A 12,060-nucleotide genomic window follows, 5' to 3' on the forward strand; every position below is an offset into this window, starting at 1 on the left:
GCCGCACCCTACCCGGCGGTACCGGGCAGGGGCAGCCCTTCTGCGACAGCCCTGGTCACAAGCTCCCCAAGGGCTTCACATGGGCCGGTCGGCCGAGGCCCGCGCGCCGCGTTCAGCGCTTGCCGGCGGCCGCGCGCCGGTCGAACTTCGACCCGGTCAGGTCGCCCCGCCGACGGCGCCACACCGCGATCGGCAGGACGGCGGCGACGGCCACGCCCTGCGGGGCCACCGAGAGGGAGGCCGCGGCGGAGGCCTGCGTGTTGATGCCGGACTGGTCGAAGGTGTCCGGGACGGGCAGCGTGCCCCAGCGGTTGATCGGCCAGGCCTTGACGATGGCCCGGCCGACGACCTCGTCCACCGGGACCATGCCGTGGTGCTTGTCCGACTGGTTGTAGCGGGAGTCGCGGGAGTTCTGCCGGTGGTCGCCCATCACCCAGATGGAGCCCTTGGGTACCTTCACCGTGAACTGGCCGCCCTGGTCGTCGACGCTGCACGGGGTGTTGCCGGGGTACACATACGGCTCGTTCAGCGCGTGGCCGTTGACCTTGAGCGGGCCGCTGCCCTTGCAGGAGACGGTGTCGCCGCCGACCCCGATGACGCGCTTGATCAGGTCCTTCTCCTGGGCGGACGGCATCAGGCCGATCCAGCTGAGGAAGGTCTGGATCGCGTTCGGCTGGGCGGTGGGCTCGCCCGCCAGCCAGTCGTCCGGGTCGTGGAAGACGACGACCTCGCCGCGCTTCGGCTCGGAACCGAACCAGGGCGTGAGCTTGTCGACGAGGACGCGGTCACCCTGCTGGAGGGTGTTCTGCATCGAGTCCGAGGGGATCGAGAACGCCTGCACCAGGAACGTCTTGATCAGCAGCGCCAGGACCAGCGCGATACCGATCAGGATCGGCAGCTCCTTCCAGAAGGAGCGGGGCTTCTTCGGCGCGCCCGCCGACGAGTCGCTCCCGTCACCGCCGGGGCCGTCCCCGGCACCGCCGGAGTACGGGCCGTCCGCCGGGGTCGGGCCCCCGGCCGGTCCGCTCTCACTCCCGGACGTGGAACCACCGTCTGCGCTGGGGACGTTCTCCTCGGGGCGCCCGCCGTGGTCCTCGCCGTCGTGTCCCGACCGTGCGCCTACCGCCACATCCCCCACGCCAACTCCTTACTCCGTGCCGCCGCCCGCGCCATCCACGACGCAGGCCCACCACTCCCATAACGAGCGGGAGTTCCGCAGGGCTCGGGAGTTGGACGTATCCGTTCGGATCGTCGGAGGCAACCCTATGCGACACCCGGGGAGCCGCGGTCGACCCCGACACGGAGTGGGAAACGCTTGCGAAGGTTTTAGGTTCCTCGAGCGAGGCCCAGTGTCCGAGCGGCCAGCCGATCCATTTGGCCCGGCCGACCACGTTGCTGACGGGGACCGTGCCGCCGTAGGCGGTGTCCTGATGGGCCCGGGAATCGGCCGAGTTGCCGCGGTGATCGCCCATCACCCAGAGCCGGCCCTGCGGGACGGTGATGTCGAACTCCTGCATGGAGGGGGCGTTCCCCGGATACAGGTAGCTGCCCTCGGTGAGGGGAACGCCGTTGACCGTCACCCGGCCCTGCGCGTCACAGCACTTGACGTGGTCGCCGCCGACACCGATGACCCGTTTGATGAGGTCCTTCTCGTTGGCCGAGGGCAGCAGACCGATGAAGGTGAGCCCTTCCTTGAGCTGTTTGACGACGACCGGGTCGTTCGCCTTGGTGGTCTGCTCGTCGGCCAGCCAGCCGCCCGGGTCGTGGAAGACGACGACGTCCCCGCGGTGCGGCTGCCACCCGAACCACGGGGTGAACTTGTCGACCAGGACGCGGTCGCCGATCCGGATCGTCTGTTCCATCGAGCCCGACGGGATCACGAAGGCCTGCACGAGGAACGTCTTCAGCACCAGCGCTATGAGGACGGCCACGCCGACCAGCAGCGGTATCTCCCGCATGGCTCCGCGCCGGCGCTTGCGCTTGACCTTGCGCTGCAGCTTGCGCCGCTCCGCGCGGGAGCGGCCGCCGCCCGGGCTGGAGGTGCGCCGGGCCCCGGTGGGCAGCAAGGCGGCGGTGGCGTCGACCGGTACGCCGCGCGGTTTGCCGCGGTTACCCATGGGCACCCGCCCCTGCCGACCGCCCCGGCTCCTCCGACTCCGGGTCCGGCACGCGCGCGTAGGCGGTGGGACGGGTGAGCCTGGTCCAGTGGGCGTACGGCCAGATGATCCAGTCGGCGCGGCCGACGACCTTGCCGACGGGGACCATGCCACCACCGGGCGAGCCCAGGTGGTCGCGGGAGTCGCTGGAGTCACCGCGGTGGTCACCGAGGACGAAGAGCCGGCCGCCGGGGACGACGACGTCGAAGGCCACGGTGGAGGGGGCGTCTCCCGGGTAGAGGAACGCGCTCTCGTCGACCGGCCGGCCGTTCACCTCGATCCTCCCCTTCTTGTCGCAGCAGACGACATGGTCTCCTCCCACACCGACGACGCGTTTGATGTAGTCGGCGTCCCCGAAGTACCCGGCTCCGTCGAACACGACGACGTCGCCGCGGCGCGGCTCGGCACCGAAACGGTACGCCAACTTATCTACGAGAACCCGGTCCCCGATCCTCAATCCCTGTTCCATGGATCCGCTGGGAATCTGGAACGGTTGCGCCACGAAAGTGTTGAGGGCGAGCAAAAACGCCAGGCAGGTGAAGAGGATCAGGGTGATCCAGCCGCCCGGCAGCCAGTCGGCGAGCCGGATCAGCAACGCGAAACGCGACCGGCCCTCCGGGACCCCTGGTGCGGGGCGGGAGGAACGGTCGCGTTCCGTCGGCTGTGCTTCGGTGTCCATCGAGGCCAGATGGTATCCGGCCGCGATAAGAACCCCGTTCGCGCGAGATCAGTTCTCGCGCTTCTCCTTGATCTTCGCGGCCTTACCGCGCAGCTCGCGCAGGTAGTAGAGCTTGGCGCGACGCACGTCACCGCGGGTGACGAGCTCGATCTTCTCGACGATCGGGGTGTGCACCGGGAAGGTGCGCTCGACGCCGACGGAGAAGGAGACCTTGCGGACCGTGAAGGTCTCGCGGACACCGCTGCCCTGGCGGCGGATCACAACGCCCTTGAACTGCTGCACACGGGAGCGGTTGCCCTCGATGACGCGGACGTGGACGTTGACGGTGTCACCCGGGCGGAAGGCCGGGACGTCGCTGCGCAGCGACGCGGCGTCGACGGTGTCGAGCAGGTGAGACATTTCGTCTGCTTTCTTCGCTGATGCCACAGGTCATCAACGGCAACTAGGTGTTCCATGAGGACTGACGTGCGGGTCGGGGCGGGCGTCGTGTCCCCCTGCGGCAGGGGCGCACGCCGGACGGACGCACAACAGCGGCCTATTCTTCCACGGCCTCTGGCCTGCGCCAAAATCGGCCGTGGGCGGCGCCCTGCGGGTCGGGGGCCCAGCCCAGGATGGAGAGCATCTCGCGATCCTTCTTGTCGAAGGCCTCGGGGTCGCAGCGCTCGATCAGGTCGGGCCGGTGGGCGGCCGTCCGCCGCAGGGCCTCGTCGCGGCGCCAGCGGGCGATCTTGCCGTGGTGGCCGCTGAGCAGCACCTCGGGGATGTCCCGGCCACGCCAGACGGGCGGCTTGGTGTAGACGGGGCCCTCCAGGAGGTTGGCCATCGCGCCGGGGGCGAAGGAGTCGTCCCGGTGCGACTCGGCGTTGCCGAGGACGCCGGGCAGCAGCCGGGCCACCGCCTCGGTGATCACCAGTACCGCCGCCTCGCCACCGGCGAGCACGTAGTCGCCGATGGACACCTCGTACACCGGTATCCGGGTCGCGTACTCGTCCATGACACGCCGGTCGATGCCCTCGTAGCGGGCCGGCGTGAAGATCAGCCAGGGCCGTTCGGAGAGTTCGACGGCGAGTTCCTGGGTGAAGGGGCGGCCGCTCGGGGTGGGCACGATCAGCGCGGGGGCGTGCGAGCCGGTCTCGTAGCCGTCGGCGAGCGCGGTGTCGAGGGCGTCGCCCCAGGGCTCGGTCTTCATGACCATGCCGGGCCCGCCGCCGTACGGGGTGTCGTCGACGGTGTTGTGGCGGTCGTACGTCCAGGCCCGCAGATCGTGCACGTGGACGTCGAGCTGCCCACGCGCGCGTGCCTTGCCGACCAGCGAGACGTTCAGCGGTTCCAGGTACTCGGGGAAGATCGTGACGACGTCGAGGCGCATCTCTTACGACTCTTCCCGCGAGGACGCGATCTCGGCCCGGTCGTCGATCAGACCGGGCGGCGGCGCGATGACCGCCTTCTGCTCCTCCAGGTCGATCTCGACGACGATCTCCTGCACGAAGGGGATCATCACCTCGGTGCCGTCGGGGCGCTCCACGATGAACAGGTCCTGGGAGGGCAGGTGCGAGATCTCGGTGATCCGGCCGACCTCGGTGCCGTCCTCGGTGACCACGTCCAGGTCCATGAGCTGGTGGTCGTAGTACTCGTCCTCGCCCTCCGGCAGTTCCTCCGGGTCGATCTCGGCGATCAGCAGGGTGTTGCGCAGGGCCTCGGCGCCGGTGCGGTCCTTGACGCCCTCGAAGCGCAGCAGCAGACGGCCGCTGTGCACGCGGCCCGTCTCGATGGTGAGCGGTCCCACGCCGGCGGGATCGGTGGCGAGCACGGCGCCGGGGGCGAGCCTGAGCTCGGGTTCGTCGGTGCGTACCTCCACGGTGACCTCGCCCTTGATGCCGTGGGCGCGGCCGATCCGTGCGACTACGAGCTGCACTGTGCCTGGTCTCCTGTCATTCCCTGCTCATACGACTGCGCTCATACGACTGCGGGCCGGGGACGGCCGGCGGCCCTCCCCGGCCCGAGCCGGTTGCGATAAGCGTCAGCGGACGTGGTCCACGTCGACGAGGTCGACGCGGACACCGCGGCCGCCGATGGCACCCACGACGGTGCGCAGGGCACGCGCGGTGCGGCCGTTGCGGCCGATCACCTTGCCGAGGTCGTCGGGGTGCACCCGAACCTCCAGCACGCGCCCGCGACGCAGGTTGCGCGAGGCGACCTGCACATCGTCAGGGTTGTCGACGATGCCCTTCACGAGGTGCTCAAGCGCCTCTTCGAGCATGGTGCTCAGGCCTCGGTCGACTCGGACTCGGCAGCCGCCTCGTCCTTCTTCTCAGCCTTCTTCTTCTGGGTGATCGCCTCACCCTTGCCCTCGTCGTCACCGCCGAGCGCCTCGAACGACGGACGGGTCGACTTCGGCGCGGCGACGAGCAGCGGAGCCGGGGCGGGCTCGCCCTTGAACTTCTGCCAGTCGCCGGTCTTCTTCAGGATGGCGAGCACGGGCTCGGTCGGCTGGGCGCCGACGCCGAGCCAGTACGCCACGCGGTCGGCGTCCACCTCGATGACCGACGGGTTGTAGGTCGGGTGGTACTTGCCGATCTCCTCGATCGCACGGCCGTCACGGCGGGTGCGGGAGTCGGCGACGACGATGCGGTAGTGAGGCGAACGGATCTTGCCCAGACGCTTCAGCTTGATCTTGACTGCCACGGGAGTGGATTCTCCTGGTTTTGACGTGGTTGGGCACGGCGAGACTGCCGCGTGGGGTTGCGGTACCCGAGTGCCCGATGGACGCGTCAGCCGGAGGAGAGAGGGGTCCTGTGCGACTGTCGAGTACAGCTAGCCATTGTGCCACACCCCGCGGGTCGCTCCGTCCGGCGGGCGTGCGAGGGCACACCGAAGGCGCACCCGGCGCGGAGGTGATGTCACGTCGGGTGCGCTGACCGGCGTCACGGTGCGGCGACGGCTGCGGCTGCCACGAGCAGCCGCGTCCTACGCCGCGCCGACGACCTCCGGGATGCGGAACGGCTTGCCGCAGCCGCCGCACACGATGGGCGCCTGGGCCAGCACCGACGGGACGACCCGGACGTTGCGGCCGCAGTCGCACACCGCCTTGACCCGGACGCCGCCGCCGGAGGACCCGTGGCGGGCGGCCGGGCCGCGGAAGGTGCGGGTGGTGTCGGCGGAGGTGGCCACCGTGTGCGCCTTGAGGGCGCGCTGCAGTCTCTCGATGGTCGGGCGGTAGCGGCGTTTCGCCTCGGGGTTGAGGGAGACCAGCGAGAAGCCGCTGCTGGGATGCGGCTCGTCGGGGTGGTCCAGGCCCAGTTCCTCGGCGATCGCCAGGAATCGGCGGTTGTGGTAGCGGCCGGCCCGTGAGGTGTCGCGGACTCCGCGGGAGGCGGCGATGCCGTGGACTGCCTCATGGAGCAGCCGTTCGAAGGAGAGTTCGTGACCGCACGCGGACGACGACTCCCCGATCAGGGACTCTGGCGCGGCAAGGTCCGGCAGCTCGGGGTGGTACCGCTGAATGTCGGCCCACGCCTGCGCCAGCTCTGCGGCGAGGACAGGTGGTGTCTGTGTCGTGCTCACGTAATGACAACGAGCGGGGGTGCCGCTGTGTTCCTATTCCGGGGCATCCCAAATAATTTGCACGTACCCGTCAGTTGCCGCTGATGCGTGGAGACGAGTACGGGTGCGCTGATCTGCGGAGAAGCCTCACAGCTCCTCCCAAGCCGGTGCGTAGTCCGACGTACGCCCCGGCGCGTACCCACGGGCCGGGCGCCGGGTCGGCGGTGGCGGTGGCTGCGCAAGACACGTTTCGGCCGCTCTCGTGGCGCAGGACGCCACTTCGGTCAGCGTGCCCGGCGAATCCGGCGTTACTCGGGGCCCGACCATGGCCAGAACCACCGTGTCGTGGGTCCGATGGTAGAGCCCCAAGTTGCCGGGATGTGAAATCTCGCCACAGTCATAGTCCATGCACAAGCGGGGTCCCGCGACCTCTGGACGCCACCGCGAGCCCGGAGTTATGTGGCATAGGTGGGAAGTGCGAGCGCACGGCACGGGGGCCACGGAATCGGTCAGTGCGTATCTCTCGGCGGATTGGGGCGCTTACCTATGACACCTACGCTCGTGCGGCACCAGCCTCCTTCTCACGCGGTCTCCACCCCCCGCGTGGACCTGGGCGCACGCGCGCGTGACTGGTCCGAGATCCAGGAGCGGATGCTGGTGCCGCTCTACGAGACCGTCCACGAGCGACTCGAAGTGGGCCCGGCCACCCGTCTGCTCGGCCTGCGCTGCGGTTCCGGTCTCGCCCTGCTGATGGCGGCGGCCAGAGGGGCCGCGGTGACCGGGGTCGACTCCGCTCCCGAACGGCTCGCCCTCGCCCGTGAACGGCTGCTGCCCGACCCTGCCACGGGGGCACGCGCGCGTGGCCGCAGCGCCCGGATCGTCCAGGGCTCGCCCCGGGACGCGGCCGACGCGCAGGCACCGGCGTACAACCTGATCACCGCCTTCGAGCCGATCGGCTGCCTGGCCGGCGACGCCGAGCGGCTCGGTGACCTGCTCGCCGAGGCGCTCCCGTCGGCGGCTCGCGGGGCGGCCGTGGTGCTGGCCGGCTGGGGTCCGCCGGAACGCTGCGCGACCTCGTCCGTACTGCGGGTGGCCGCGAAGTTGGCCGATCCTTTGCGCAGTGCGGGCTGTTGGCGTCCGGCCCGCCGGGACGACCTGGAGGAGGTCGCCGGGCTGGCCGGTCTGCGGATCGACGGTTCCGGGCGGGTGTCCTGCCCGTTCGGCTACGCCGACGCGGACAACGCGGTGCGGGGTCTGCTGTCGACCGGGCTGTTCGACGCGGGGATCGCGGCCGCCGACGAGGAGCAGGTCGGCAAGGAGCTGGTCGAGGCGCTCCAGCCGTACCTTCGCGCGGACGGCACGGTGTGGATGCCCAACGTCTTCCGGTACCTGATCGCGCGGGTGCGCTGACGCTCCGCCCGGACCACCGGACGTCGTCCGCGGCGCAGTGGGGGTGTGTCGCGCCCCCGTGCGCGGGCGCCGGAAGGCCGCGGTGGCCCCCGGCGCCCGCACCGGTGGACTCAGCCCATGAACTTCTTGAACTCGTCCGGCAGCTCGAAGTTCTCCGCGCCCTGCTGCGGCATCCCGAAGGCGTTGCCGCCCTGAGCGGCGGCCTCGCGCCGCTGGGCCGCCTCCAGCTCCTGCTGCTTGCGCTTCATCGGGTTGCCGGAGCGCTGCTTGCCCTTGGCCTGCTTCTGCTGCTTGCGCTGCCGGCCGGGGCCGCCGCCCATGCCCGGGATCCCCGGCATGCCGGGGATCCCGCCGCCCTGAGCCATGCGGGACATCATCTTGCGGGCCTCGAAGAACCGCTCGACGAGGTTCTTCACCGCGCTGACCTCGACGCCCGAACCACGGGCGATACGGGCGCGCCGGGAGCCGTTGATGATGGTCGGGTCCTGGCGCTCGCCGGGGGTCATCGACTTGATGATGGCGGCGGTGCGGTCGACGTCCCGCTCGTCCAGGTTGTTGATCTGGTCCTTGATCTGGCCCATGCCGGGCAGCATGCCGAGCAGCTTGCTGATGCTGCCCATTTTCCTGACCTGCTCCATCTGGGCCAGGAAGTCGTCCAGGGTGAAGTCCTGGCCCTTCTTGGACGCCAGCTTGGAGGCCATCTTCTCGGCCTCTTCCTGGTCGAACACCTTCCCGGCCTGCTCGAGCAGGGTGAGCAGGTCACCCTGGTCGAGGATGCGGGAGGCCATCCGGTCAGGGTGGAACGCGTCGAAGTCCTCGAGCTTCTCGCCGCTCGACGCGAACATGATCGGCTTGCCGGTGACCTGGCGGATCGACAGGGCGGCACCACCGCGGGCGTCACCGTCCAGCTTGGACAGGACCACGCCGTCGAAGCCGACGCCGTCGCGGAAGGCCTCGGCGGTGGTGACGGCGTCCTGACCGATCATGGCGTCGACGACGAAGAGGATCTCGTCCGGCGAGACCGCGTCCCGGATGTCCGCGGCCTGCTGCATCATGTCCTGGTCGACACCGAGACGGCCGGCGGTGTCCACGATCACGATGTCGTGGACCTTCTGCTTGGCGAACTCGATGGAGTCCTTGGCGACCTTGACCGGGTCGCCGACGCCGTTGCCGGGCTCCGGGGCGTAGACGGCGACACCGGCGCGCTCGGCGACGACGCTCAGCTGGTTGACGGCGTTGGGGCGCTGGAGGTCGGCCGCGACCAGGACCGGCGAGTGGCCCTGCTCCTTCAGCCAGCGGCCGAGCTTGCCCGCGAGGGTGGTCTTGCCGGCACCCTGCAGACCGGCCAGCATGATCACGCTCGGCGGCGTCTTGGCGAACCGCAGCCGCCGGGTCTCGCCGCCGAGGATCGTGACGAGCTCGTCCTTCACGATCAGCAGGACCTGCTGGGCCGGGTTCATCGAACGCGAGACCTCGGCGCCGAGGGCACGCTCCTTGACGTTCTTGATGAACGCCCGCACGACCGGCAGGGCCACGTCCGCTTCGAGCAGCGCGATGCGGATCTCCCGCGCCACGGCGTCGATGTCCGCCTCGCTGAGCCGCCCCTTGCCCCTGAGGGACTTGAAAGTGGCTGAGAGGCGATCAGAAAGGGTATCGAACACGGCTGCGTCGGTCCTCGGCGTAGGCGACAGTCTGGGCTGCCCTCCAGGGTATCCGGCCGCGCAAGGAAGTCGTCCCCGCCGTGCGCGACCGGTCGGCCGGACCCGCGGGTTCAGGCCCGCAGGGTCTCCTCCAGTGCCCGGGCCACCGAGGCCGCCTCCTCGCCCGGCAGCGGGGTCCCGGCGGCCGAGGTCACGTAGAAGGCGTCCACGGCGTTCGAGCCCAGCGTGGAGACGTGGGCGCTGCGCACCCGCACACCCGACTTCTCCAGCGCGTGCCCGATCCGGAACAGCAGCCCGGGGGCGTCCTGGGCGCGCACCTCGAAGACCGTCGCGTGCCGGGAGGCCGCCGAGGCCACCGTCACGCGCGGCGGCGGCGCCGACCGGCCGCGGCGCCTCGGGTAGGCAGCGTCCCGCTCGGCGAGGCGCCCCGCGATGTCGAGCGAGCCGTCCAGCGCCCGTACCAGGTCGGCCCGCAGCCGGGCGGCCTGCGGCAGCGAGCCGTACTCGGCCGCCACCCGCCAGTCGAGGAGCAGCACCGTGCCGTCGCCGTCGTCGACGTCGGCCGGGAGCCGCAGGGTGCGCAGTTCGGCCGTGCGGACCGTGAGGCGGTGCACGGCCAGCACCCCGGAGACGGCGGGCAGGACGCCGGGCTGGTCGGGTACGGCGATGAGCAGTTCCACGCCGAGCGGTTCCGGGTCGCCGGCCGGCTCGTCGTCGGTGGCCGCCGGCTCGGTCTGGGCGCGCAGGGCCAGTACCGGGCCGCCGGTGCGGAACGCCTCGATGGCGAGCCGCTCCTGCTCGGCCGTGGGCGCGGCCGGCTCGGGTTCGTCGGCGGTGTCCCCGGCGAGGACCGCGGAGACCCGCTTGACCAGGTCGGCGACGAGGGAGCCGCGCCAGGAGGACCAGGCGGCCGGGCCGGTGGCCAGGGCGTCCGCCTCGGTGAGGGCGTGCAGCAGTTCCAGGGTGCCCTGGCTGCCGACGGCCTGGGCGACCAGCCGGAGGGTGGCCGGGTCCTCGAGGTCGCGGCGGGTGGCGGTCTCGACGAGCAGCAGGTGGTGGCGTACGAGGGTGGCCAGCACGGCCACGTCCGCGCGGTCGAAGCCGATCCTGGCCGCCACGTCCTTGGCGATGATCTCGCCCGCCACGGAGTGGTCGCCGGGCCAGCCCTTGCCGATGTCGTGCAGCAGGGCGGCGACCAGGAGCAGGTCGGGGCGGTGGACACGGCGGGTGAACTCGGAGGCTCGTACGGCGGTCTCGATGAGGTGCCGGTCGACGGTCCAGATGTGCACGGCGTTGCGCTGCGGGCGGCAGCGCACCCGCTCCCAGTCGGGGAGCAGGCCGGTGATCAGGCCCTCGGCCTCCAGGGCCTCCCACACGTCGACCGTCGGCCGGCCGGAGCCCAGGAGCGTGACCAGCAGTTCGCGGGCCTCGGCGGGCCAGGGGGTGGGCAGGGGGCGGACGGTCTCGGCCATGCGGCGGACGGCGTGCAGGGAGAGCGGGAGGCCGGCCTGGGCCGCGGCGGCCGCGGCCCGCAGCGGGAGCACGGGGTCGCGTTCGGGGCGTGCGGCGCGGGCGAGCACCACCTCGCCGTCCTGTTCCACCACCCCTTCGGCGAGCGGGGAGCGCTCGGGGACGGGTTTGCCGCCGCCGAGCATGGCGCGCAGCCGCGGCCGGACGGCGCGCGAGCGCAGCACGCGCCCCACTTCACGCCAGGTGACGTCGCTGGCGTACGAGATGACGCGGGCGGACTCGTAGACCTGGCGCAGCAGGGTGTCGGCGTCGAGGAGGCCCAGCTCGGCGGCGACCTGGTCCTGTTCCTGGAGGGCGAGCCGGTCGGTCGCGCGCCCTGTCGCCAGGTGCAGGGCGTCGCGGACGTCGAGGAGGCGTCGGCGGGCGTCGGCGAGGCCCTCGCGGGGGGCGTCGGCCACCCAGGAGGCGGCGACGGCGCGCAGCGCGGTGGCGTCGCGCAGGCCGCCGCGGGCCTCCTTCAGGTCCGGTTCCAGCAGGTACTGGAGTTCGCCCTGGCGTTCGGCGCGCTCCGCGCACAGCTCCTGGAGTTCCAGGAGGCGTTTGGGTGCCTGGTTGCGCCAGTCGGCGAGGATCGCGGTGCGCAGTCCCGAGGTGAGGCCGAGGTCGCCGGCGATGTGCCGGGCGTCGAGGAGGCCGAGCTGGACCTTGAGGTCCTCACCGGCGGTCTTGCGGGCCTCGGCGGGCGTGCGGACCGAGTGGTCGAGGGCGAGGCCGAGGTCCCAGACGGGGTACCAGAGCCGGTCGGCGACCGCGGCCACCGCGCCGGGGTCGCCGCCGTCGTGCAGCAGCAGGAGGTCCAGGTCGCTGCGCGGGGAGAGCTCACCGCGGCCGTAGCCGCCGACGGCGACGAGACAGACGCCGCCCCTGATGCCCTCGGTGGCCGCCGCGAACAGCCCGGTCAGCCATGCGTCGGTCAGCTCGGCGAGGGCGGCACGGCGCGGCGGCCCGGACCGCGCCCCCTCGGTGAGGAGGCGCAGCCGGGCCGCCGCGTAGCCGCTGGGTCCCGTGTCCTCTGCGTCGTTGCGCACATCCGTACCCGTCACCCGGCGACTCCTGCCTGTATGCAGATGGTGGTTCTGTT

12 protein-coding genes are annotated in these 12,060 nt (G+C 71.4%); 1 reads left to right on the forward strand and 11 read right to left on the reverse strand.

Going from position 1 to position 12,060, the window contains the following annotated elements; all coding sequences use genetic code 11:
- Window positions 1-112: 112 nt before the first annotated feature.
- The 9 genes from lepB (ACZ3KP_RS06455) to ACZ3KP_RS06495 form a co-directional block, all read right to left on the reverse strand.
- Complete coding sequence (lepB, locus tag ACZ3KP_RS06455; RefSeq protein WP_467496945.1) at window positions 113-1,138, reverse strand: signal peptidase I; 1,026 nt, start codon at window positions 1,136-1,138, stop codon at window positions 113-115.
- Window positions 1,029-2,117 carry a signal peptidase I gene (gene lepB, locus ACZ3KP_RS06460; RefSeq protein WP_358975061.1) on the reverse strand — a complete coding sequence of 363 codons (1,089 nt, stop codon included), beginning with the start codon at window positions 2,115-2,117 and terminating at the stop codon, window positions 1,029-1,031. The genes lepB (ACZ3KP_RS06455) and lepB (ACZ3KP_RS06460) overlap by 110 nt, the downstream gene beginning before the upstream one ends.
- Window positions 2,110-2,835: a signal peptidase I gene (gene lepB / locus ACZ3KP_RS06465; protein ID WP_467496948.1), complete on the reverse strand. Its 726-nt coding sequence runs from the start codon at window positions 2,833-2,835 to the stop codon at window positions 2,110-2,112. The genes lepB (ACZ3KP_RS06460) and lepB (ACZ3KP_RS06465) overlap by 8 nt, the downstream gene beginning before the upstream one ends.
- A gap of 48 nt (window positions 2,836-2,883) precedes the next feature.
- Window positions 2,884-3,234: a 50S ribosomal protein L19 gene (gene rplS, locus ACZ3KP_RS06470; protein ID WP_199212174.1), complete on the reverse strand. Its 351-nt coding sequence runs from the start codon at window positions 3,232-3,234 to the stop codon at window positions 2,884-2,886.
- A 136-nt stretch (window positions 3,235-3,370) separates the two neighbouring features.
- On the reverse strand, window positions 3,371-4,204 hold the full coding sequence (gene trmD, locus ACZ3KP_RS06475; RefSeq protein WP_467496951.1) for a tRNA (guanosine(37)-N1)-methyltransferase TrmD: 834 nt from the start codon (window positions 4,202-4,204) through the stop codon (window positions 3,371-3,373).
- Window positions 4,205-4,207: 3 nt separating this feature from the next.
- Window positions 4,208-4,750, reverse strand: a complete 543-nt coding sequence (gene rimM, locus ACZ3KP_RS06480; RefSeq protein WP_358975054.1) for a ribosome maturation factor RimM — start codon at window positions 4,748-4,750, stop codon at window positions 4,208-4,210.
- A gap of 105 nt (window positions 4,751-4,855) precedes the next feature.
- On the reverse strand, window positions 4,856-5,095 hold the full coding sequence (locus ACZ3KP_RS06485; RefSeq protein ID WP_003973401.1) for an RNA-binding protein: 240 nt from the start codon (window positions 5,093-5,095) through the stop codon (window positions 4,856-4,858).
- A gap of 5 nt (window positions 5,096-5,100) precedes the next feature.
- A complete protein-coding gene (gene rpsP, locus ACZ3KP_RS06490; RefSeq protein WP_351485038.1) occupies window positions 5,101-5,520 on the reverse strand; it encodes a 30S ribosomal protein S16 in 420 nt (139 codons plus the stop codon).
- Window positions 5,521-5,802: 282 nt separating this feature from the next.
- Complete coding sequence (locus ACZ3KP_RS06495; RefSeq protein ID WP_046727829.1) at window positions 5,803-6,399, reverse strand: hypothetical protein; 597 nt, start codon at window positions 6,397-6,399, stop codon at window positions 5,803-5,805.
- A gap of 525 nt (window positions 6,400-6,924) precedes the next feature.
- Between ACZ3KP_RS06495 and ACZ3KP_RS06500 the strand changes: the two genes are divergently transcribed.
- The gene (locus tag ACZ3KP_RS06500; protein ID WP_467496954.1) at window positions 6,925-7,788 is read left to right on the forward strand and encodes an SAM-dependent methyltransferase; all 864 of its coding nucleotides are present in this window, start codon (window positions 6,925-6,927) and stop codon (window positions 7,786-7,788) included.
- 110 nt (window positions 7,789-7,898) lie between these two features.
- Here ACZ3KP_RS06500 and ffh read toward each other — a convergent pair whose 3' ends face one another.
- Both ffh and ACZ3KP_RS06510 read right to left on the reverse strand, forming a co-directional pair.
- Complete coding sequence (gene ffh, locus ACZ3KP_RS06505) at window positions 7,899-9,449, reverse strand: signal recognition particle protein (protein WP_358975046.1); 1,551 nt, start codon at window positions 9,447-9,449, stop codon at window positions 7,899-7,901.
- A gap of 110 nt (window positions 9,450-9,559) precedes the next feature.
- Window positions 9,560-12,022, reverse strand: a complete 2,463-nt coding sequence (locus ACZ3KP_RS06510; protein ID WP_467496957.1) for a [protein-PII] uridylyltransferase — start codon at window positions 12,020-12,022, stop codon at window positions 9,560-9,562.
- Window positions 12,023-12,060: the final 38 nt, after the last annotated feature.

It is taken from the genome of Streptomyces sp. NPDC020958 (assembly GCF_055562175.1).

Excerpts from the sequence above, each read along its gene's own strand:
- trmD (WP_467496951.1), bottom strand. The coding sequence starts at position 4,204 with ATGCGCCTCGACGTCGTCACGATCTTCCCCGAGTACCTGGAACCGCTG.
- lepB (WP_467496948.1), bottom strand. The coding sequence starts at position 2,835 with ATGGACACCGAAGCACAGCCGACGGAACGCGACCGTTCCTCCCGCCCC.
- lepB (WP_358975061.1), bottom strand. The coding sequence starts at position 2,117 with ATGGGTAACCGCGGCAAACCGCGCGGCGTACCGGTCGACGCCACCGCC.
- ACZ3KP_RS06500 (WP_467496954.1), top strand. The coding sequence starts at position 6,925 with ATGACACCTACGCTCGTGCGGCACCAGCCTCCTTCTCACGCGGTCTCC.
- rplS (WP_199212174.1), bottom strand. The coding sequence starts at position 3,234 with ATGTCTCACCTGCTCGACACCGTCGACGCCGCGTCGCTGCGCAGCGAC.
- ACZ3KP_RS06485 (WP_003973401.1), bottom strand. The coding sequence starts at position 5,095 with ATGCTCGAAGAGGCGCTTGAGCACCTCGTGAAGGGCATCGTCGACAAC.